The sequence below is a fragment of the Rhizobium sp. NZLR1 genome, assembly GCF_017357385.1.
Classification (GTDB): domain Bacteria; phylum Pseudomonadota; class Alphaproteobacteria; order Rhizobiales; family Rhizobiaceae; genus Rhizobium.
This window is the reverse complement of the sequence record NZ_CP071632.1, coordinates 1,409,024-1,430,584: the sequence shown is the minus strand read 5'-3', so window position 1 is coordinate 1,430,584 and position 21,561 is coordinate 1,409,024. Positions and strand designations below refer to the sequence as shown.

The window sequence follows — 21,561 nt, the reverse complement described above, 5'->3', positions numbered from 1 at the left end:
CGGCAGAAGAGTTCAGGCGGCCTTGGCCGGAAAAATCATGCTGACGGTCAAGCCGCGCTGTCCGGGTCTGTCGGGATCGGTGTCGGAGAGTTCCAGCCGGCCGTTGTGCAGCTCCATCACCGCTTCCACCAACGAAAGCCCGAGCCCCGTCCCGGGCTTCGAACGGCTTTCATCAAGGCGGACGAAGCGCTTCACCACGTCGTCGCGCCTTTCGGCGGGAACGCCCGGTCCGTGGTCGGCCACCGAAAGGCAGATGCCATCCGGGCGCCGGGCAAGCTTCAGCGATACCGTGCCTGCTCCTTCGGAATCGGAGGAATATTTGATGGCATTGTCGAGCAGGTTGAAGATTGCCTGGCCGATCAGCTCGCGATTGCCCTGCACTTCGACACCTGGTTCGACGCTGGCGGTGAGGCCTAGCCCGGCTTCCTCGGCCGCCGGTTCGTAAAGCTCGGCGCTGTCGGAAACGATCGCCGAAAGCTCGACCGGCGACATCTCGGCCGCCACCGATCCGGCCTCGACGCGAGAGATCATCAACAGCGCGTTGAAGGTGCGGATCAGCTGGTCTGATTCGGAAATAATGCCTTCGAGCGCTCCCCGCCGCGTCTCGCCATCGGCGATATCGAGTGCATCGGCCGCCTTGTTGCGTAGCCGGGTCAGCGGCGTCTTGAGATCGTGGGCGATATTGTCGGAGACCTGCCGCAGGCCCTCGTTCAGCTTCTCGATGCGCTCCAGCATGGTATTCAAGGACATCGACAGCCGGTCGAACTCATCGCCGGATCCGCCGACCGGCAGGCGTTGCGACAGGTCGCCGGCCATGATCTTCTTGCTCGCATCCGACATGCGGTCGATGCGTTTCAGTGCATTGCGGCCGATGGCGAACCAGATAATGATGGCGCCGAGCCCCATGATCGCCAAGGCCACCATCAGCGCCTGGCGTACCAAGAGACGAAAACGCTCGGGATCGCCGAGGTCGCGGCCGATCAAAATCCTCAGGCCGTTGTCGAGCACGAAGATATTGGCGATCGCCTTGTGGCGGCGCTCGACGCCGCTGTCGGTATAGCGCTGATAGATGAAAGACGCGGACGTCCAGCCGATTTCCTCGAAAACACCCGGCTGCACCGAGGCGACGTTGCCGGCGAGAATATCGCCCGAAGGACCGGCGATGATGTAGAGATTGGCGCCTGGCTGACGGGCGCGCCGCTCCATGGTACGCAAGAGAAGGTTCATGCCGCCAGTGTCATAGGCGCGCTGTACCTGCTCCACCTCCTGCTTGACGGCATCGCGGATCTGGCCGGTCAGCAGCCGTTCCGACATCGCCGTCACATAGAAGACGAGCGTCGCGGCGCAGATGGCGAAAAGCAGGATATAGAGTGCCGAGAGGCGGACTGCGGTGGACTTGAAAAGAACCCTGAAACGGCTCATCCCTCGTCCTTGATCATGTACCCCGCGCCCCTGATGGTCTTCAGGAGCGGCTGGCTGTAATCCTTCTCGATCTTCGAGCGCAGGCGCGAGACGTGCACATCGATGACATTGGTCTGCGGATCGAAGTGATAGTCCCAGACATTTTCAAGCAGCATGGTGCGGGTCACCACCTGGCCGGCATTTTTCATCAGGTATTCGAGCAGGCGGAATTCGCGCGGCTGCAGCAATATCTCCTTGCCGCCGCGGCGTACCTCGTGGGAAAGTCGGTCGAGTTCGAGGTCGGCGACACGATAGACGACGTCCTGATCCGGCGTGCCCTTGCGGCGGCCGAGCACCTCGACGCGGGCCAGCAGTTCGCTGAAGGCATAGGGCTTCGGCAGGTAATCGTCGCCGCCGGCACGAAGTCCGGTGACGCGGTCATCGACCTGGCCGAGCGCCGAGAGAATGAGGACCGGCGTATGGATCGCCTTGCGGCGCAGCTCGCTGATAACGGAGAGACCGTCCCGGCGCGGCAGCATGCGGTCGATGACGATGACGTCGTAGGTATTTTCCGACCCCATGAACAGGCCGGCCTCGCCATCGCTGGCGTGATCGGCGACGATGCCCGCCTCGCGAAAGGCTTTCGTGAGGTATACCGCGGCTTCGAGATCATCTTCGATGATGAGAATCTTCATGCGGCCGACATTACCCACCGGCTGCGTTTCGGCAAGGCTCAAAGCATCTTCCTGCGGGGCGGCGCTCATCGCGATCATCCTTCAAAGGTCAGAAGAATTGAGCCGCGCGGATTTTCATCCGCACGGCTCCTGTTTTCTTAAAGGATCAGCCCTGGCCGTTGATTGGAAGCGCGACGAAACGGCTTCCTTCACTGGACTGGATCTGGAAGAGCGCGCGGGTGCGGCCGTCCTTCTTGGCCTGGTTCAACACCTTGACGACATCGGCGGGGCTGGAGACCTCCTGGTTGTTAACCGAGGTGATCTTTTCACCTTCCTTGATGCCCTTGTCGGCGGCGTCGGAGTCCGGGTCTATGCCGGTGATCGCCAGGCCCTTGCCGTCATCGGCAGGACCGACCGTCAGGCCGAGATCGGCAAGCGCCTTCTCGGAAGCCGGTGCCTCAGGCTGCTGCGGCTGGCTGTTGTCATCGGCGGACGCATCCTTCTGGTCGGCCGGCAGCGTGCCGAGTTCGACGGTGAGAGGCTGGGCCTTGCCGGCGCGCCAGACGGAAAGCTCGACCTTGCTGCCCGGCTGCATCGCACCGATGCGGCGGCTGAGGTCACGCGCATCCTTGATCGTTTCACCGTTCAGCGCCGTGACGACGTCGCCGGCCTTCATGCCGGCCTTGTCACCCGGCGATCCGGCCTGCGGGGCGACGACGAGGGCGCCGCTCGGCTCGGAAAGGCCGATGGATTCGGCGATGTCCTTGGTCACCGGCTGGATCTGCACACCCAGCCAGCCACGCGAAACCTGGCCGTCCTTCATCAGATCGGCGACGACGTCCTTGGCGGTCGAGGCGGGAATGGCGAAGGCGATGCCGACGCTGCCGCCCGACGGCGAGAAGATCGCGGTGTTGATGCCGACGACTTCGCCGCTGAGGTTGAAGGTCGGACCACCGGAGTTGCCGCGGTTCACGGCGGCATCCACCTGCAGGTAATCGTCGTATGGACCGGAACCGATATCGCGGCCGCGGGCCGAGACGATACCGGCTGTGACCGTGCCGCCGAGGCCGAAGGGGTTGCCGACCGCAACGACCCAGTCGCCGACGCGGACGTTATTGTCGTCGGCCCAGTTGACGTAGGTGAACTTCTTGCCCTTGCCGTCGACCTTCAAGACGGCGAGGTCGGTGCGCGGATCCTTGCCGATCAGTTTGGCATCGAGCTCGGTGCCGTCATTCATGACGGCGACGAAGGCCTGGCCATCGGAAACGACGTGGTTGTTGGTGACGATGTAACCGTCCTCGGAGATGAAGAAGCCGGACCCTTGAGCGACCGGACGCAGACGGCCCTTGCCGCCGGGGGCATTCGGGCCGCCGGGACCATTCGGGCCGCCCGGGCCGTTCTGGCCAAAGCGCCGCTGATGGCCCTGCTGATCATTTGGGTCCTGACCGCCGAACTGCTTGAAGAAGCGCTTCAGCGGATGATCATCGGGAAGATCGTCGAAGCCGCGGCCTTCGATGGAGAAACCGTCATTGTCAGAGACGGGATTGACGCGGTTTTCAACGCGGACGGAAACCACGGCCGGCGAAACGGCATCGACGACATTGGCAAAGCTCGGGACAGCAGGTGCTTGAACCTTGACTGCTTCGGCATAAGACCGGGTGATTTCGAGCGGAACGCCGGTTGCAAGCACAGCGGCTGCGATACCGGCGACGGTAGAAGCCTTGAGCACAGTGGCGAGGGACGGACGTCCGTTGAAATTCTTGAGCATTGGAGCACCTTCTCTTGTTCTTAAATCTTCAGACCGGCGGCGCCGGATCAGTCGATGAATGAAGATATAGGACGCCGCACCTTACTGCGAACTGTCCGGCCAATGAAAAATTGGTAATGTATGAAAATGCTTGGCCCGGTTGCGGCGGACGATTGCCGCCGGCGGACTGCCTACTTTTTCAAAAGCTCGCTCAACTTCGCCTGCTCATCCGCCGTCAGCTTGCTTCCCGTCGGCTTGCCGGCCCTCCTGCGCGCAAAAACCAGCAGTGACAGCCCGCCGGCGAGCACCAGCAGCGCCGGGGCGCCCCATAGCAGGCTCGTCTTCATGCTGAAACGCGGCTTCAGCAGCACGAACTCGCCGTAGCGCGAGACGATATAGTTCAGCACCTCATCGTCGCTGTCGCCGTCGGTGATGCGCTCGCGCACCAGCAGACGCAGATCCTTGGCGAGATCGGCATTGGAATCGTCGATCGACTGGTTCTGGCAGACCATGCAGCGCAGTTCCGCCGAAAGGCCCCGCGCCCGCGCCTCCAGCGCCGGATCGGCCAGCACCTCGTCCGGATTGACGGCGAAGGCCGGCGCGGCCATCAGCACCAAAGCCAAAGCCAGGAGGAGACGTCGCATCATTCCGCCGGCTCCATTGCCGGCGCTACCGGCTTTGCGGCCTTCGCCTTCCTGCGTGGGGCGCCGACGCGCAGGCGCCGGTCGCTGAGCGAGACGAGGCCGCCGAAGGCCATGAGCACCGCTCCGCCCCAGATGCAGAGGATGAACGGCTTCCACCAGATGCGCACGACGATGCCGCCGTCCTTGGTGGCGTCACCCAATGAGACATAGAGCTGGCTAAGCCCGAAGGTGAGGATGCCCGCCTCGGTCGTCGGCATCTGGCGGGCGGTGTAGAGGCGCTTGGCCGACCAGGTATCGGCGACCGCGACACCGGCGCGGCGAATAGTGAAGTGGCCGCGCTCCTCGGTATAGTTCGGCCCGGTCGCCGGCTGCATGCCGTCGAAATGCAGGCTATAGCCGCCGGCATCGGTCGTCTCGCCGGGCTTCATCTCGACCACATGTTCGGTCTGAAACGTCGTCACCGCGACGATGCCGAGCACGGTCACGCCGAGCCCGGCATGGGCAAGGGCGGTCCCGAAGGCCGAACGCGGCAGGCCGGTCAGACGGCGCCAGGCGACGTTGCCCGCCACCTTGCCGATGCCGGCGCGATACCAGAGATCGGCCGCAGCACCCAGAACCAGGAACAGCCCGGCTGCCAGTCCGAGCACGGACAGTACCGGGCCGCCATGTTGGAGATAGAAGAAGACCACCGCAGCAGTGAAGGCGAGACCTGCGACGACATAGAGCCGCTGCAAGGCGCCGAGGAGATCACCGCGCTTCCAGGCAAGCAGCGGTCCGAATGGCACGACAACGATCAGCGGCGCCATCAGCAGGCCGAAGGTCAGGTTGAAGAAGGGCGGCCCGACAGAGATCTTGTCGCCGGTCAGCGTTTCCAGCAGCAGCGGATAGAGCGTGCCTGTGAGAACCGTGCCGCAGGCAACCGTCAGGATCAGATTGTTGACGACAAGCGCGCCCTCGCGCGAAATCGGCGCGAACAGGCCGCCGGCCGACAGCTTCGGAGCGCGGAAGGCAAACAGCGACAGCGCGCCGCCGATAAAGATCAGCAGGATGCAGAGAATGAAGACGCCGCGGCTCGGGTCGCTGGCAAAGGCATGCACCGAGGTCAGCACCCCGGAGCGCACCAGGAAGGTGCCCATCAGCGACAGCGAGAAGGTGAGGATGGCAAGCAGCACCGTCCAGATCTTCAGCGCCTCGCGCTTTTCCATGACGAGGGCGGAATGTAACAATGCGGTGCCGGCGAGCCACGGCATGAAGGAGGCGTTTTCCACCGGGTCCCAGAACCACCAGCCGCCCCAGCCGAGTTCGTAGTAGGCCCAGTAGGAGCCCATAGCGATGCCGAGCGTCAGGAAAGTCCAGGCGGCCAGCGTCCAAGGCCGCACCCAGCGGGCCCAGGCGGCATCGATGCGCCCTTCGAGGAGTGCTGCAACCGCAAAGGAAAAGCAGACGGAAAAGCCGACATAGCCGAGATAAAGCAGCGGCGGGTGGATCGCCAGGCCGATATCCTGAAGGACCGGATTGAGATCGCGGCCCTCGGCCGGCGCCGGATCGAGCCGCAGGAAGGGATTGGAGGTCAGCAGAATGAACAGCGTGAAGGCGACCGAAATCCAGGCCTGCACGGCCAGCACATTGGCCTTCAGCGTCTCCGGCAGATTGCGGCCGAAGACGGCGACCAGGGCGCTGAACAGCGTCAGGATCAACAGCCAGAGCATCATCGATCCCTCGTGATTGCCCCAGACGCCGGAATATTTGTAGATCAGCGGCACCAGCGAATGCGAATTCTCCCAGACGTTCTCGACCGAGAAATCCGAGACGACATGGGCATAGGTGAGCACGCCGAAGGAGAAGGCGACAAGCGCAAACATCGCCAGCGAACCGACCGTCGCCACATCCATCATCGCCCGGTCGTGGCGACGGGCTCCCATCACCGGCACGATGGAAAGGATGAGCGCTGTTGCCAGCGCCAGCACCAGCGCGTAATGGCCGATCTCGATGATCATTGCGTCGCCTTCACTTCCTGGGCTTGACCTTCCTTCGTTGGGCCTTGGCCTTCCTTCCACAGCCCCTGCTGCTTCAGCCTGTCGGCCACGTCCTTCGGCATATAGGTTTCGTCATGCTTGGCAAGCACGGTATCGGCAACGAAGACGTTGGTCCCTGATGCAAACATGCCTTCGGTGACGACACCCTGGCCTTCGCGGAAGAGATCAGGAAGAATGCCGGTATATTTGACCTTCACGGCATTGGCGCTGCCGTCGGTGACGGCAAATTCCACGGTCGAGCCTGTGCCGCGCACAACGCTGCCTTCGCCGACCAGGCCGCCAAGCCGGATGCGGGTTTCCGGCGCCACCGGCGTCTTCGCCAGATCGGCCGGCATATAGAAATAAGCGACCGACTGGCTGAAGGCGAACATCACCAGCAACACGGCGGCGGCAATGAAGCCCATGCCGCCCGCGATCACCGCCAGGCGCTTCTGCTTGCGCGTCATTGCGTCATTCCCTCCGTGGCGATGCCGAGTTCCCGGGCCAGCGCCAGCAATTGCCTGCCCTGCTCGCCGGCCGACGGAAAGGCAGCAAGCCCGCGCTTCAGCGCAGCGGCGGCGCGATCCTTATCGTTCAATACGGCGTAAGAGCGGACGAGCCGCACCCATCCCTCGAAATTGTTCGGATCCTCGTTCAGCTTGGCGTCGAGGCTCTCGACCATGCCGCGGATCATCTGCTGCCGGTCGCCGGCGCTCATGTTGTCCGCCGCGGCCACATCCTGCTGCGTGGGATTGCCCGGGGCAGCCGGGGCAGCCGGGGTAATCGGGGCTGCTTGATCGGGAACTGCCGGCGCGCCGCCGTTCATGGCGATATGCTGGTTGACCAGCGGCAGCCAGGGCGCATCGGCCGGCGATTGTTTCGCCAGCGCCTCGAAGGCCTGGCGCGCCTCATCGGGCCGTCCGGCCTGCTCCATGCTGAGCGCGATATAAAAGCGGGCGCGGGGATTGTCGGGTTCCAGCGTAAGCGACTGTTCCAGCACTTGGCGCGTCTCCTCCGTCACGACGCCGTCGGAGATCGCCATCAGCGTCTCGGCCAGGCCGTCGAGCCGGACCGGACTTGGGCCGAGAAGCCGGATGGCATTGCGATAGGCCAGTTGCGCATCGTTCACGCGCATCGTGCGGACATAGATCGGCGCCAGCACGTCCCAGCCCTTGCCGTCATCGGGATTCTGCGCCAGGTGCCGTTCCGCCTTGGTGATCAGCACAGCCATATCGTTGCCGGGATTTTCCAGCCGCGCTTCCAGCGGCTGCGAGGGCAGGTCCGGCCTGCCCGTCGTCAAATAAAGACAGAGCCCGAGAACCGGCAGGACCAGCAGCACGAAGGCCTCGGTGAAACGGCGATGCCGTGCGGGTTTCGGCGTTTCTTCCCGCTCATCGGCAGAAACGGCGATCAGCCGCCGGCCGATTTCAGCCCTGGCATAGTCAGCTTCTTCAGGCGTGATCAGTCCGCCATTGAGATCGCGGTCGAGTTCGCGCAGTTGGTCACGGTAGACTGCCGCCTCGCCCGCGCGGATATTCTCCGCCGCCTTCGCTCCGCGCAGAAGGGGGTAAAGCAGGATGATGGCGACGGCTGCCGTCAGAACGGCAACGAGAATCCAGAACAGCATATCGGCCCAAATACTTGATGCGCGCCGCCATTCCAACTGCCAAAGCCGGAATGACAAAGATTTGAGCCGCAACTCACCAGATTCAGCCGAGCGGCGACCAGCTTCCGTCATTGTTGCGGCAGGCAACGCCTCGCACCACGGTGTCCTTGCCGTCGGCGGTCAGCGTATGGGTATATTGGCGGCAGTTCTGCGAACCGACCTGATAGGGTGCTGCCGCGACCACCTTGCCGGTGACGTCCTCGCCGGTCCACAGCACCGGCTGGCCGACGGCTGCGCCTTCCAGCGCCCGATATTCTGCCTCGAGCGCCCGCTGCTTGTCGCTATCGCTCAAGCTCACGCCGCTGCGGCCGGCAAGGCCGCCTTGCAGCGCTGTGAGGAAGGCGGCCGAGGCCGAGGGCTTGCTCGAAAAAATGCCGCGTGAAGCGGCACCCTTCGTCGTCGTGCAGCCGGTGAGCGCGACGGCGACGAGAAGAGCGGAAGCGATCATGCCTTGCGAGCGTAAAATCATTGCGTCGAACCACGATCAGGGGTCAATTTCAGCCGATCGAAGTGCAGCGTCCCCGTGTCAGCATTAAGGCAAAGCATGCTATGCATTTGCCAGTATCTTTGTGACATCAAGCAGTTGCTCATGCAACATCCTTTGTGATGCCGGGCAGGATAAGCTTCGCCTTGAGCCCGCCCCATTCGCCGCGGGAAAGCTCGAGCCGTCCTTGATACTCACTGGAGATCTCGGTGACGATCGAAAGGCCGAGCCCGGTTCCGGGCTTGCTTTCGTCGAGCCTGCGGCCGCGCTTCAGCGCCTCGCGGATCTGATCGGGCTCGAGGCCCGGCCCGTCATCCTCGACGGCGAGCTCCACCCAGTGGCGGCGCGCACTCGCCTCCGCTCCCTTGACGTCGTCGCCGGCCTCGACGGCCGAAAGCCGTACCTTGCTTTTGGCAAAACGCGCCGCATTCTCCAAGAGATTGCCGACGGTCTCCTCGAGATCCTGTTGCTCCATAGCGACGGCCAGATGCGGCGGCGAGACGACGAGATCGAATTCGGTATCGACGTTCAGCCGGCGCATGACGCGCACCAGCCGCTCGAGCGCCGGCTCGGCATCGGTGCGGGCGAGCACGGATTCGCGTTGCGCAGCGATGCGGGCGCGGTTGAGATAGGACTGCACCTGTCCCTGCATCGATTCCGCCTGGCTGCGCACCAGTTCGCCATGGGATTTTTCGAGCACGCGCGCCTCGTTGAGAAGCACGGCAATCGGGGTCTTCAGCGAATGGGCGAGATTGCCGACCTGCATGCGGGCCCGCTCGACGATGCGGCGGTTGCTGTCGATCAGCGCGTTGACCTCGTTGGCGAGCGGCAAAATCTCACGCGGGAAGTCGCCTTTGAGCTGCTCGCTCTCGCCGGCGCGGATGCGCTCCAAGGCGGCACGTGCCTTGTCGAGTGGCTTCAGGCCATAGAGAATCGCCAGGGCATTGACGATCAGGCTGCCGACGCCGAAGCCGGCCAGCGCCAGATAGAGGCTATGGGAAAAGGTGCGCACGTCGTCTTCGACGACATCGACATTGCCGGTGACGCGGACGCGCGCCGCGCGCCCGTCAGTATCGAGCACCACTTCGGTTTCCGCCACCTGCACGCGGTTCCCGGAGGCATCCGTCACCTGATAGTAGCGTTCGTAATTCTTGTCGAAAGGCGCCTCGACGACGGAGGGAACCGGAATGAGCGCCGAGCCGAGCGAGGGCGACACCAGCGGTGCCGTCGTATAGGTGCCGAGCGGCTCCACCACCCAATACCAACCGGTCTTCGGCTGGGCAAAACGCAGGTCGCCGAGCTGCGGGCTGCCGCTGAGCGCTCCCTGATCGCCGATCGTCACAGAGTTGATGACGTTATAGAGCTGCGCCCGCAGCAGATCCTGGAAACCGCGTTCGGCGCTCTTGCGGTAGAGGGTGGAGATCAACAGGCCGATCACCACCAGCGCCACCGTCGACCAGACTGTGGTCAACAACAAAACACGTGCGGTGAGCGACTTAATTCGCATGTTTCGGCGCTTGGATGCGGTATCCGAGACCGCGCACCGTTTCGATCAGATCGACGCCCATCTTCTTGCGCAGACGGCCGACAAAGACCTCGATCGTGTTGGAATCGCGGTCAAAATCCTGGTCGTACATGTGCTCGACCAGTTCTGTGCGGGAGACGACCTCGCCCATATGATGCATGAGATAGGCGAGAAGGCGGTATTCGTGCGAGGTCAGCTTCAGCGTCGTGCCATTGACCGTCGCCTTGGAGGATTTGGTATCGAGCCGCACCGGCCCGCAGATGATCTCGGATGAGGAATGCCCCGCCGCGCGCCGGATCAGCGCCCGAATTCGCGCCAGCACTTCCTCGACATGGAAGGGTTTGGTGACGTAGTCGTCGGCCCCTGCGTCGATACCGGCGACCTTGTCGCTCCAGCGGTCGCGCGCCGTCAGGATCAGCACCGGCATGCCGCGGCCGGCGCCGCGCCATTTTTCAAGGACGGTGACCCCGTCCAGCTCCGGCAAGCCGATATCGAGAATTATGGCGTCATAAGGTTCGGTATCGCCGAGGAAATGGCCTTCCTCGCCGTCGAACGCCTGGTCGACGACATAGCCCGCCTCCTTCAGCGTGTCGGCCAGCTGCCGGTTCAGATTAACATCGTCTTCGACTACCAGAATGCGCATCGGTCCGCCTTCGCCCGCTTCAAATCGATCATGTCCTGAATAGACCGATTCCGCCTACATCGGAACCTTTACCGTCACTTTGCGTGGACGCTGGCCGTTTCCCGACACCAGAACGGTGATGATGCAGGTGTCGCCCACCGGTTGCACGGACAGGAGCTGGCCGCCCGTTTGCTCAACCACCTGGGCTGCGGCGGCGCTGCAGTCACCTGCCACGCTGTGAACGAGAGTGCCCACGACGTCCGATGAGGGCGCCGATACCACCAGTCCGGCGGCCAACGCTGCGACGCTCAGAGGAAAGGCCATGTGCTATGCTTTCAAGGTAATGCCAATGTGGCCCGAATATGTACTCACGCGACCTGAATGGCAAATGAATGCGCTGTAACGCAGGGCATTTAGAACCATTCTCGACTGCTGACGGCAACCGGTGTCAGCTGCTGAAAACCGCTGCCGCGGCAGGCTTCGGCGGCCTCCTCCGCATCGGAAAAAGTCGTTCGGTATCAGGTGTGGCGGGAATTGCGATCGCAACTTTTACCGGCCGATTGAAACTGGTATGTCCTTGGTGTTTCCGCATTCAGGCCATTTCAGCACCAATGCCAAATTCCTTCCGCTTCCGCTCGGCGCAGACGGTCACCGTGCTTGCCATCACCCAGTTGATCGGCTGGGGCACGACGTTCGACATGCTCGGGGTCATGGGCCGCGTCGTGGCACCCGCTCTTGGCTTGGCGAACGAGGTCGCGTTTGCCGGCCTGACGATCATGATGATGGTCAGCGCCATCATTGGTCCCGCGACCGGCCGCTGGCTCTCCCGCTACGGCGCCGCCCGAGTGTTATCGGCCGCCTCACTGACCTTTGCGCTTGGCTTGCTTCTGCTTTCCGCCGCAAACGGCATCGTGTTTTATGCCGCCGCCTGGGTGATCATCGGCATCGGCGGCGCCTGTGGCCTTTCGGCACCGGCCTATACGGCCGTCGTCGAGCGCGAAGGGGCGAACGGCAAACGCGTCATCGCTATTCTCATGCTGTTCACCGGGCTTTCGAGCGCCATCTTCTGGCCGATCCTCAGCCTGCTCAACGAGACGCTCGGCTGGCGCCTCACCTTTCTCGTCTGCGCGGGGCTGCAATTCTTCGTCTGTCTGCCGCTGCATCTTTTCGCCCTGCCGAAACCGATCGTAATGCATATCGAAGGCGGCGCGGCAGACATTGCCCCGGTGCCGCTGTCGAAGGTGGCACGGCGCAAAGCCTTCCTGCTGATTGCCGCGGCGACGACGATCTCGACCTTCATCACCTTCGGCATCTCGCCATCGCTGCTCGAAATCTTCCGTCAGTCCGGCGCCTCGCCGGCCTTCGCGCTGCAGCTCGGCTCGGCACGCGGCGTGCTCGGCATCTCGGCGCGTTTCCTCGACATGCTGCTCGGCCGGCGCGGCAACCCCATGCTCAGCGCGGCGATGGGCATCGGCCTGATGATGATCAGTTTCCTGATCATGCTGGTCGCCGGCTCGTCAACACCGCTGCTCGTCACCTTCATTCTGCTCTACGGCTTTGGCGCCGGCGTCATGACCGTCGCCCGCGCGCTTCTGCCGCTGGCGCTGTTTTCACCTGCCGAATACGGTCTGCAGTCGGCCCGGCTGTCGCTGCCGCAAAACCTCGCCAACGCCATCGCCCCCGTCATCTTCACCGCCATCCTCGACCGCGCTGGCACCGGCCCGGCACTCGTCGCCTGCGCCGTTCTCGCCGCCTTGTCGTTGAGTTTCGTGCTGATGTTGATGGCGGTGGTGCGCAGCGCCCACGCATCGCACCCGAGCCCGGTCGTCTCGTGAGAGCCCGGGCCCGGCAAGTCAGCCATTCTTAATCTGTCTTGATTATCATCATCATCAGGACGAGAGCGGCTTTCCGACCGCGTATCGCGACTGCTGCAGCCAGCTGACCATTAGCACGCAGCCCGCTTTGGCGAATCTTTTGAATCGCTTGCCGCCGCTTTTTCGAAAGTTGAGTCCGGCGGCTCAACAGTTGAGTGAACTTCGGGGCGCGACCCCCCTCCGGAAAATCAGTCTTCCATCTGAAATTTCGACGGAATGTGGCATGGCAACAGCACGCTTGCGAGATTCAAAGCGGCCGCGTCACCGCCGTGGAGCTGTCGTAATCGGCGGCGATGCGCTTTTCCCGGAGCGGCCGCACGCGCTCGATCGAGAGCTGGTAATCCGGATGGGCCTTATAGGCGGCAAGGGCCGCCTCGTCGTCGAATTCGCCGTAGACTACGAGATCGATCTCGGTGCCCAATTGATCGGTTTTCACATTGGTGCCGATCTCCAGCAACCGCGCATGCGGAATGCCGGTCAGAACCGAAAGCCCGGCCCTCACCTCCTGCAGATGTTCCTCCTGCACGGTGAAGAAGACGATATGGCGGATCACGCGGAAGCTCCTGTCAAGTTTCAGAGGGTCAGCCGGGCGATAACACGCAAGCCCCAGGCCTTCAACCGCGCGAACATGCCATGCGGGGCATCCGGACGTATCGCCGCAGCGAAGATGATGGCGTAAGCCGCGAGCTTTTCCGCCCGGTCGGTGCCGTTGACGATGCGGCGTGCGTTCACCCAATCCTCCGTCGTCAAGTTCAGGTGATCGGCGAGCTTGTGGCCGGTAAAGCTGCCCTGCAGCATGCCTTCGATCAGGATCGTTACCGCCGCCGCCATCTCCATCGCCCGGTCGGGATCGGCAACGAGGTCGATGCCCGTCAGCGTGCTCATCGCCTCATAGTTCCGCTTGTGGGTGAGTTGCACCAGACCGCGTCCATGCCAGCTGCGACCATCCTCGTCCGGCCGCCAGTACGGGGTTTTCACCCAGGAAAGCTTGCCTGCAGCAAAGGCCGTCTCCAGGATCTCGACCGCGCGTTTATCGCTGTGCGCCAGCGTCTCGCGCACTGGCTGCATCGTATAGGCGGTCTCATGGTAAGCGGTTGCGAGGATATAGGCGAGCCACCGCCGATCGGCATGGGGAAACCGCTCTTCCCAAGCGTCGATAATCGCTGTGATGCCCACTACCTGAGGATGCGTCATCTCTCCCTTGAAGAGTTGGTCCCGCACCGCATCGAAAAAGAAACCCCGGTCCATGTGGACAACCATTCCGCGCTTCCCAAAAATATCGTGGTTAAAACCGTCTTAATCGATTAAAATCTATTTAATCGTTTAAAGTGTTTAAGCCACTGATTTACACGCCTTTTGTCTTGTGCGATGCATCTCTTTGCCCTGAAGCCTTACCACAGAACGAGGAGACTTCCGATGCAGACGCCCGCCACAACGCAAACCACCATTCCCCAGCACGTCGTCGACCAGATGGAAAATGAATGGCGCCAGATTCGCCCTGAACGGGAAAATCCGCGCCCGGCCCAGCAGCCTCAACAACAACGCTGATATAAGATCGAGCGCCGCCCAGCGCCCGATCGAGGCCCCGGCCAATCAATCGTGGCCGGGTGAATTCTTTACGGCTGCAATGGAACATCCCAGCCGCTTTGACCGCCCTCATCGCATCACGACTTCGAGCCGTTTCGCCAGCGTCTGCAGCGATCGGGTGAAGACCGTTGTGTCGTCCAGCGCCCGCGACAGCACCAGTGCGCCTTGAATGCCGGCGACGCTCTCCTCGGCCAGCGCCTGCGCCTCCTCCTCTGCACAGCCCGCCCGCATCAACGCCGAACGCAAGGCGTCGATCCAGCGAATGAAATAGCCGCCGATTGCTGGCGAAAATCGTTCCCGGGTCTCATCAAGCGCGAAGGCGCCGACGAGGCAGATGCGCCGGCCGGAGCGAAAATAATCGTTCACATGCGTCCACATCGCCGCGATAGCCTGACGAGCGTCGTCCTTTCTTAACGGCTGATAGATCGCCTGTTCGAACCAGGCATCGACATCGGCGAGCACGGCACCCGCCATCTCCTCCTTGCCACCGGGAAAGAAGTGATAAAGACTGCCCTTGCCGATGCCGATGCGTTCGGTTATGCGGCTGAGCGACGTGGCCTCATAGCCGAGTTCGCGGAAGATTTCCGCCAGCAACGGCACGATGTCGGCGCGTTCGTAGACGGTCTTCACCGGCGGAGTTCCTTGGCCTGGCTTGCGTCAGAGGCCGAGTTCGCTCAGACCGGGATGATCGTCGGGCCGCCGGCCGAGCGGCCAGTGGTACTGTCGTTCCGATTCCCGAATCGGCAGGTCGTTGATGCAGGCGAAGCGGCGCTGCATCAGACCGGCGGCATCGAATTCCCAGTTCTCGTTGCCATAGGAGCGGAACCAGTTGCCGCTGTCGTCGTGCCATTCGTAAGCGAAGCGCACGGCGATGCGATCATCGGTGAAGGCCCAGATCTCCTTGATCAGCCGGTAGTCCAATTCCTTGGCCCATTTGCGGGTGAGAAAGGCGACGATCTCGGCTCGACCGTTGACGAATTCGGCGCGGTTCCGCCAGCAACTGTCCGGCGTATAGACGAGCGAGACGCGCTCCGGATCGCGGCTGTTCCAGCCGTCCTCGGCAAGGCGGACTTTTCGGGTGGCGGTCTCAAGGGTGAAGGCTGGGGCCAGGCTGGACATGGGCGCTCCTGTAGTGAATGGTTATCATTGTACCGATCGGTACAATTGTTGCAAGGCGCCAAGGTAACGTTTTGCCGCAGAGGTCGAGATGCAGCCAAGCGTCCCCCTCACCCGCGGGAACGGCGCAGCAGATCGGCGCTCTCCTTGCTCCATCGCAGCGGCAGAGCATCCGGGCGAAACACGATCTCTTCCGGCGTGAAACGCCACAGCCGTTCCGCCCTTTGAAAGCTGGTGATTTCGGGCGAATCCACCAGCACTTCTGCCGTTCCGGTCATCTGCAGCATGTCGCCGGTTTCAAAATCGATGAAGACCAGACCGGCCTTCGGGTTGACGAGGAAATTGCCGAGGGTGTTGAAGAACCGATTGCCGGCAAAATCGGGAATGGTCAGCACGCCGCCAGCACTGAGACGGACGAAGCCGGCATCGCCGCCGCGATGGGAGACGTCCACCTGCCGCTCGCCATTGTCGCGATCAACATAGGAGGCGACGAAGAAGGTGTCGGCACCCTCGATCATCTGCCGCATGCGATGGTCGAGTTGACCGGAATGCGGCGGCGCCACCGCTGTCGGCCTATCGGGATCGCGGACAAAGACGGAAGAGCGCGGCTGGATATACTGCGGGCAGTTGCCGAAGCTCTGGCCGACACGCACGCGGAAAGCTTCGGCATCCGTTCTGCGGATCACGCCGTTCAGCCGGTTGCGCCGGCGGGTCTCGAGTTGGATGCCGAGCATTGCGATCGCATTGCCGTCCTCCATGCCGGCATCGGCGGGATCGGCCGGGTCGCGCCGCAGGTCGACATCCAGGACCTCCGGATCCGGTGAGGACATGAAGCCCGGTCGCTCAGCCCGCACCGTCGCCCAGACATCGCCTTTGGCATCGACGGCGCCGAGGACGACAAAAGGCAGCATTGGAAAGAAGGCGCGGTGCTGCTCCGGCATTGCCTTGCGGACGAAATTGCGTCCGGGTCCGTCCATGCGTTCGACGACCCCGACGCTACGCTGCATGGCGAGTTCACCTTGATGCCAGGGTGATGTGGCGTCCTGTCTTGTCTGCTCCAGCATTACGGCCTCCTTGCGGGCACCATTTGGGAAACCGGGACGGTGATCCGTCCCGGCGACGTCTCATGCGGCAAGGCCGATCTTCGTCTTGCGAAAGCCGACGAAACCCGGCAACGCCTCGATGCGCGCGAGCCAGGCGCGGACGTTTGGATAAGCCGAGAGATCGACATTGCCCTCCGGCGCATTGGCGATGTAGCTGTAGAGCGCGACGTCGGCGATCACCGGATTGTTGCCGAGTAGGAAATTGCGGTCGGCGAGTTCCGCGTCGATCAGCGCGAGAATGCGGTGCGCCCGGGTGATCACCTCCTCAGTACGGAAATCGGCGCCGAAGACGGTCACCAAGCGAGCAGCGCACACCCCGTAGGCGATTTCGCCTGATGCAACCGACAACCATTTCTGTATTCGCGCCGCGGCCAATGCCTCTTCCGGCAGCCAGTCGTTACGGCCATATTTGCGCGCGAGATAGACGAGGATGGCAGAGGAATCGGCAATGACCGTGCCATTATCGTCGAGTACCGGCACTTGGCCAAAGGGATTGAGCTTCAGAAACTCCGGCGCTTTGTGGTCGCCTGCCGCCAGGTCGAGCTCGACCAGTTCATAGGGCACGCCCAGCAGAGACAGGAACAGGTGAACCCGGTGCGAATGACCGGATAGCGGATGGTAGTAGAGTTTCATGATGTTTTCCTCTGATCTTTGCGATCGACGGGCCGCGATTGATGATGGCCGCTTCGAACCATCTGCGGCATAATTTATTGCCTTCCATTTGCGTGCAGTAGAGTGCTATTCTGGAAGGTATATTCCCAATTTATGGAAGGATAGGATGGACCGCCTCGACGCCATGACCGTGCTTCTTGCCGTGGTCGAACAGGGCAGCCTGTCGGCCGCCTCCCGGCATCTGCGGTCCCCGCTGGCAACTGTCAGCCGCAAGGTTTCCGAACTGGAAGCACATCTGAACGCCCAGTTGCTGCAGAGAACCAACAGGAAGGTCGCGCTGACGGAGGCAGGCCGCTCCTATGTGGAGGCGGCGCGGGAAATTCTCGATCGGGTGGAAGAGGCGGAACGGGCGGCGGCCGGTGAATACAGCGTACCGAAGGGCGAGTTGACGATGACTGCGCCGATCGTCTTCGGGCGGCTGCATGTCCTGCCTGTGGTGGTGGATTTCCTGAAGGCCTACCCCGATATCAATCTGCGGCTGATGCTTGGCGACCGGCTGTCCAACCTCGTCGAGGATCATATCGATGTGGCGCTCCGTATCGGCAACCTGCCGGACAGCAACATGATCGCCACCAGGCTCGGCGCAATCCGCCGGACGGTCTATGCCAGCCCGGATTATCTGACGCGGCACGTCGCACCTCAGCAGCCAGGCGATCTCACCGCCCATGACTGCGTCACCTTCGAGGCCATGGCCTCGACGCTGAGTTGGACATTCACCGAGGGAAAACGTGACCTCATCGTGCCGATCCGCTCACGGCTTGGCGTCAACACCGCCGAGGCTGCGGTCGATGCGGCGGTCGCCGGCCTCGGCATCACCCGGGTACTTTCCTACCAGGCCGCAGGCGCTGAGATGGCCGGTCAACTCACGCCGCTGCTTGTCGATTTCGAACCGCCGCCGGCACCGGTGCATCTCGTCTATCCCCAGCAGGGATTGGTGCCGCTGAAATTGCGGGCGCTCATCAATTTCGCCACGCCGCGCCTGCGCGCGACGCTGAACAGATCTCAGGCGAGTTTGCCCTCTTCCGCCTTGTAGAAATACTGGCTGGCGACCAGCCAGCCCTTCAGCGGCCGCAGCGGCGGTATGCAGGTGGCGAGCATGAAGGGGCCGGTGACCAGAAGCTGCACCCAGATCGGCGCCGTGAAAGCGACCTCCAGCCAGACGCCGAGCAGCACGCTCGGTATGCAGGCAAAGCAGATGACGAAAAAAGCCGGACCATCAGCCGGATCGGCGAAGGAATAATCGAGGCCGCAGGCCTCGCATTCCGGCTGCAAGGTCAGGAAGCCCTTGAACATATGGCCCTGGCCGCAGCGCGGGCAGCGTCCCCTGATGCCGGTCTGCAGCGGAGGAAGCGGGGGGTATTCGGTCTCCATGATGATATCGCCTTTTTCTGCGCGGAACATCGAGTCAATCAATGCTCAGCAATGTATGCATTCAATATAACTGCATCATCTCGACATTACCAGTCAATTCGTCAGAATGCCGCACAGTCCCGCCGGCTGGCGGCAGCTGACGGCTAATGCGCGTCGCATTGGACTAGATTCATGCGATGCGCATTAGCTCTTGTTTTTATGCATGTCCTTATCCCGGAACCGCTGCACACTTCCGGGCGACATGCATTAGGCTTCATCTTGGGTGAATCATGGCGCGGCCGATTACCCCGACCGCTTCCGGCTTTCGGATGCGTCGACGGCGTCAGCCACGAGGCTTGAACGTCAGAAGAACGAAGCCGCCATTTCCGGCGGGCCCTCAAGCGCATGGGCCATGAACTCCAGCGCGCCCTGCAGCTTCTCCCGGGTGATCGGCCCGCCAAGGCAGACACGCACGGCCTCGGGTGCCGTCCCCTCGACTGTGAAGACATCGCTTGCCGCGACGCCGATGCCGGAGGAGCGGGTGTGGCTGCCGAAGGTGGAGCGGGTCCAGCCGTTGGAGAGCGGCAGCCAGATATTGAAACTGATCGGATCGGCGCGGTAGCTGTCGGCCGGCAGGATGGCAGCGACCATCTGCTGGCGGGCGGCGGCCTCGGCGCGGATGAAACGCAGGATCGTATCGGCGGTGCCGTCCTCGATCCAACGGGTGGCGAGCGCCACGGTCAGCGGCGAGGCCATGACATTGTTGGCGCGCATGGCGCTGACGAAGGGCCAAACGGCCTTGCTATCCGGCGCCACGACATAGGCAAGGCGCAGACCCGCGCCGATGCATTTCGCCAGTCCGCCGATATGCCAGGTGAGATCGGGGGCTATTGCCGCGAGGGGCGCCGGGCCTTGCAGCGGAATGAAGCCGTAGGCATCGTCTTCGACGATCGGCACGTGGTATTTGCGGGCAACAGCTGAGATTTCCTCACGGCGCTTGGCCGGGATCGTCAGCGTCGTCGGGTTCTGCAGCGTCGGATTGAGATAGAGTGCCTTCGGCTTCAATCTCTCGCAGGCCTCGGCAAAAGCGTCCGGCAGGATACCGTCCTCGTCCATCGGCAGACCGGTCAGATTGAGCCGCAGCTGGGCAGCGATCGATCGCATGCCAGGATAGGTAATGATTTCCGAAAGCACGGTTTCACCCGGCTTTGCCAGCAGGCCGAAGATCGCCAGCAGGGCCGGATGGGCGCCAGGGGTGACGAATATCCGCTCCTGCGAGGGCACCAGCCCGCGACGGCTGAGCCAGGCGGCGGCGGCATCCTTGTCCATGCCGGAGCCGCCAAAACCCTGATAGCGCAGAAGCGGAATGAGGTTGGCGGCCACCGCCGACATGCCCTCGCGCATGCGGGCGAGCAGTTCCGGATCGTTCGGTTCCGGCGGCATGTTCATCGAGAAATCGACGACGGATGCGCGGCGCGGATCGGGGGCGGCGCCGGGCGCGAAACCTTGGCGCTCCTTATCGGCGCCACCGGTGACGAAGGTGCCGCGGCCGACATGCGAATCGACAAGCCCGCGCTTCTGCGCCTCGACATAACCTCTCGCCACCGTCGTGAAATCGACATTCAGCCGCTTGGCGAGTTCGCGTTGCGGCGGCAGCCGGTCGCCGGCCACCAGATGGCCGCTGCGCAGATCCATTTCGATCACATCGGCGATCGCCATATAACGAGGGCTGCTGCTGCGGCTGAGATCGGGATGCCAGTCTTTCATGTCGTAAATCCGTGTCAGCCTGTTTCCTGATAGGATTGACCGTATATTGTTGCACGGTGACGCTGTCATCAAAAATATCGCGTCCACAAGTTTGGTTGTGCCGAACCTTGGCACGGAACGGCCATTTACAACGTATTTGATCGCGCATTGAATGCATCCCCTGGGTTTCCCCGATTTGGAAATTCCATCCGCTGCAGCCTTGCCGCCACCCGTCCGTCTTCTTACTTATTCAGGGTGAAATGCGCCGGCTTTCATCCTTTCGGGCCGGTGCCTCATCGGGATGAAAGCATGAATATTGATCCGATTTTGCGGTCAGTCGTGGCCGTTCGTTCTTCCATTCCGGAAGATGCCTTCACAGCGGAGACGCTGGGCATTGTCCGGGAGGGCAGCGGCGTGGTCATTCGCGACAATGGGCTGGTGCTGACCATCGGCTATCTCATCACCGAGGCCGAAGAGGTCTGGCTGACCACCCATGACGGGCGCGTCGTTCCCGCGCATGCACTCGCCTATGATCAGGAAAGCGGCTTCGGCCTGGTGCAGGCGCTTGGGCCCCTTGATGCGCCGGCCGTGGATCTCGGCGACGCGGCAAGCGCCAAGGCCGGCGATCCTGTCGTGCTTGCCGATGGCATCGGAGAATTCGTCGAGGCAAACATCGTCGCCCGGCAGGAATTCGCCGGCTACTGGGAATATCTGCTGGACGAAGCGATTTTCACGGCGCCGGCCCATCCCTCATGGGGCGGTGCGGCGCTGATCGGTTCGGACGGCAAGCTTCTCGGCATCGGTTCCCTTCGCCTGCAGATGAGCCAGGGCGACGAGGTCGCCGATATCAACATGGTCGTGCCGATCGACCTTTTGCCGCCGATCCTCGACGATCTGTTGAACCGCGGCCGGGTCAACAAGCCGCCGCGGCCCTGGCTCGGCGCATTCTCCGCCGAGAGCAATGGCGGCGTGGTGGTGATGAGCGTTGCCGAAGACGGTCCGGCCGCAAAGGCCGGCCTGCGACAGGGCGACATCATCTCGGAGATCCGCGACGAAGAGGTCGATGGTCTGGCCGACTTCTATCGCAAGGTTTGGAGCAGCGGCCCGGCCGGCGCTGAGATTCCGATCCGGATACTCAGGAACGGCCGCGAAGCCTGGCTGCGCATCAAATCCGCCGACCGCAACAGCTTTCTCAAGAAGCCGCAGCTGCAGTAAGGTCGCTCCAGGCGTCGTGAAGACCGCCGGCGCTTATCCAAATTGGCCACATCCCGCCTGTCTGGAGGCCGACTCAAGGACGCCATTTCCGATAAGCCGGTCGTCATCTTCCGCCGCCCG

General features: G+C 62.7%; 22 protein-coding genes and 1 pseudogene. 4 read left to right on the top strand and 19 right to left on the bottom strand.

Features of this window, described 5'->3' with window-relative positions; all coding sequences use genetic code 11:
• Positions 1-12 precede the first annotated feature (12 nt).
• From J3O30_RS07200 to J3O30_RS07150, 11 genes and pseudogenes are all read right to left on the bottom strand, one after another.
• Entirely contained in the window at positions 13-1,422 is a 1,410-nt protein-coding gene (locus J3O30_RS07200; RefSeq protein WP_207583554.1) for an ATP-binding protein, read from the bottom strand.
• Positions 1,419-2,165, bottom strand: coding sequence for a response regulator transcription factor (locus J3O30_RS07195; protein ID WP_037077550.1), 747 nt, complete (start codon positions 2,163-2,165; stop codon positions 1,419-1,421). Before J3O30_RS07195 ends, J3O30_RS07200 begins: the two co-directional genes overlap by 4 nt.
• A gap of 76 nt (positions 2,166-2,241) precedes the next feature.
• Positions 2,242-3,843, bottom strand: coding sequence for a Do family serine endopeptidase (locus J3O30_RS07190; RefSeq protein ID WP_207583553.1), 1,602 nt, complete (start codon positions 3,841-3,843; stop codon positions 2,242-2,244).
• A gap of 170 nt (positions 3,844-4,013) precedes the next feature.
• Entirely contained in the window at positions 4,014-4,469 is a 456-nt protein-coding gene (locus tag J3O30_RS07185) for a cytochrome c-type biogenesis protein (protein ID WP_207583552.1), read from the bottom strand.
• Positions 4,466-6,463 (bottom strand): heme lyase CcmF/NrfE family subunit, encoded by a 1,998-nt coding sequence (locus J3O30_RS07180; protein ID WP_207583551.1) that lies wholly within the window; start codon positions 6,461-6,463, stop codon positions 4,466-4,468. The genes J3O30_RS07185 and J3O30_RS07180 overlap by 4 nt, the downstream gene beginning before the upstream one ends.
• Positions 6,460-6,948 (bottom strand): cytochrome c maturation protein CcmE, encoded by a 489-nt coding sequence (gene ccmE / locus J3O30_RS07175; protein WP_207583550.1) that lies wholly within the window; start codon positions 6,946-6,948, stop codon positions 6,460-6,462. Before ccmE ends, J3O30_RS07180 begins: the two co-directional genes overlap by 4 nt.
• Positions 6,945-8,139, bottom strand: a pseudogene (ccmI, locus tag J3O30_RS07170) (c-type cytochrome biogenesis protein CcmI). Before ccmI ends, ccmE begins: the two are co-directional and overlap by 4 nt.
• Positions 8,140-8,190: 51 nt before the next feature.
• Positions 8,191-8,616, bottom strand: coding sequence for a hypothetical protein (locus J3O30_RS07165; RefSeq protein ID WP_207583548.1), 426 nt, complete (start codon positions 8,614-8,616; stop codon positions 8,191-8,193).
• Between the two features lie 118 nt (positions 8,617-8,734).
• Positions 8,735-10,138 carry a HAMP domain-containing sensor histidine kinase gene (locus tag J3O30_RS07160; protein WP_116405261.1) on the bottom strand — a complete coding sequence of 468 codons (1,404 nt, stop codon included), beginning with the start codon at positions 10,136-10,138 and terminating at the stop codon, positions 8,735-8,737.
• On the bottom strand, positions 10,128-10,799 hold the full coding sequence (locus tag J3O30_RS07155) for a response regulator transcription factor (RefSeq protein WP_207583547.1): 672 nt from the start codon (positions 10,797-10,799) through the stop codon (positions 10,128-10,130). The genes J3O30_RS07160 and J3O30_RS07155 overlap by 11 nt, the downstream gene beginning before the upstream one ends.
• A gap of 54 nt (positions 10,800-10,853) precedes the next feature.
• Positions 10,854-11,102, bottom strand: coding sequence for a hypothetical protein (locus J3O30_RS07150; RefSeq protein WP_207583546.1), 249 nt, complete (start codon positions 11,100-11,102; stop codon positions 10,854-10,856).
• Between the two features lie 287 nt (positions 11,103-11,389).
• Here J3O30_RS07150 and J3O30_RS07145 point away from each other — a divergent pair, with 287 nt between their 5' ends.
• Positions 11,390-12,613, top strand: a complete 1,224-nt coding sequence (locus tag J3O30_RS07145; RefSeq protein WP_207583545.1) for an MFS transporter — start codon at positions 11,390-11,392, stop codon at positions 12,611-12,613.
• Positions 12,614-12,899: 286 nt separating this feature from the next.
• Here the strand turns inward: J3O30_RS07145 and J3O30_RS07140 are convergent, their stop codons facing one another.
• Both J3O30_RS07140 and J3O30_RS07135 read right to left on the bottom strand, forming a co-directional pair.
• On the bottom strand, positions 12,900-13,205 hold the full coding sequence (locus J3O30_RS07140) for a Dabb family protein (protein WP_207583544.1): 306 nt from the start codon (positions 13,203-13,205) through the stop codon (positions 12,900-12,902).
• Positions 13,206-13,225: 20 nt separating this feature from the next.
• Positions 13,226-13,912: a hypothetical protein gene (locus tag J3O30_RS07135; RefSeq protein ID WP_207583543.1), complete on the bottom strand. Its 687-nt coding sequence runs from the start codon at positions 13,910-13,912 to the stop codon at positions 13,226-13,228.
• 156 nt (positions 13,913-14,068) lie between these two features.
• Between J3O30_RS07135 and J3O30_RS33615 the strand changes: the two genes are divergently transcribed.
• Positions 14,069-14,200 carry a hypothetical protein gene (locus J3O30_RS33615; RefSeq protein WP_259671014.1) on the top strand — a complete coding sequence of 44 codons (132 nt, stop codon included), beginning with the start codon at positions 14,069-14,071 and terminating at the stop codon, positions 14,198-14,200.
• 108 nt (positions 14,201-14,308) lie between these two features.
• Here the strand turns inward: J3O30_RS33615 and J3O30_RS07130 are convergent, their stop codons facing one another.
• The 4 genes from J3O30_RS07130 to J3O30_RS07115 form a co-directional block, all read right to left on the bottom strand.
• Positions 14,309-14,869 carry a TetR/AcrR family transcriptional regulator gene (locus J3O30_RS07130; protein ID WP_207583542.1) on the bottom strand — a complete coding sequence of 187 codons (561 nt, stop codon included), beginning with the start codon at positions 14,867-14,869 and terminating at the stop codon, positions 14,309-14,311.
• A 27-nt stretch (positions 14,870-14,896) separates the two neighbouring features.
• On the bottom strand, positions 14,897-15,358 hold the full coding sequence (locus J3O30_RS07125; RefSeq protein ID WP_207583541.1) for a nuclear transport factor 2 family protein: 462 nt from the start codon (positions 15,356-15,358) through the stop codon (positions 14,897-14,899).
• Positions 15,359-15,465: 107 nt separating this feature from the next.
• Positions 15,466-16,419: a pyridoxamine 5'-phosphate oxidase family protein gene (locus J3O30_RS07120; RefSeq protein ID WP_207583540.1), complete on the bottom strand. Its 954-nt coding sequence runs from the start codon at positions 16,417-16,419 to the stop codon at positions 15,466-15,468.
• 60 nt (positions 16,420-16,479) lie between these two features.
• Positions 16,480-17,091, bottom strand: coding sequence for a glutathione S-transferase family protein (locus J3O30_RS07115; protein WP_207583539.1), 612 nt, complete (start codon positions 17,089-17,091; stop codon positions 16,480-16,482).
• Positions 17,092-17,236: 145 nt separating this feature from the next.
• Here J3O30_RS07115 and J3O30_RS07110 point away from each other — a divergent pair, with 145 nt between their 5' ends.
• Positions 17,237-18,163: a LysR family transcriptional regulator gene (locus J3O30_RS07110; protein WP_207583538.1), complete on the top strand. Its 927-nt coding sequence runs from the start codon at positions 17,237-17,239 to the stop codon at positions 18,161-18,163.
• Here J3O30_RS07110 and J3O30_RS07105 read toward each other — a convergent pair.
• Positions 18,133-18,501: a DUF983 domain-containing protein gene (locus J3O30_RS07105; RefSeq protein WP_003587713.1), complete on the bottom strand. Its 369-nt coding sequence runs from the start codon at positions 18,499-18,501 to the stop codon at positions 18,133-18,135. The genes J3O30_RS07110 and J3O30_RS07105 overlap by 31 nt on opposite strands.
• Before the next feature lie 342 nt (positions 18,502-18,843).
• Complete coding sequence (locus J3O30_RS07100; protein WP_207583537.1) at positions 18,844-20,247, bottom strand: PLP-dependent aminotransferase family protein; 1,404 nt, start codon at positions 20,245-20,247, stop codon at positions 18,844-18,846.
• A gap of 288 nt (positions 20,248-20,535) precedes the next feature.
• Here J3O30_RS07100 and J3O30_RS07095 point away from each other — a divergent pair, with 288 nt between their 5' ends.
• Positions 20,536-21,441 (top strand): S1C family serine protease, encoded by a 906-nt coding sequence (locus tag J3O30_RS07095; protein WP_207583536.1) that lies wholly within the window; start codon positions 20,536-20,538, stop codon positions 21,439-21,441.
• Positions 21,442-21,561: the final 120 nt, after the last annotated feature.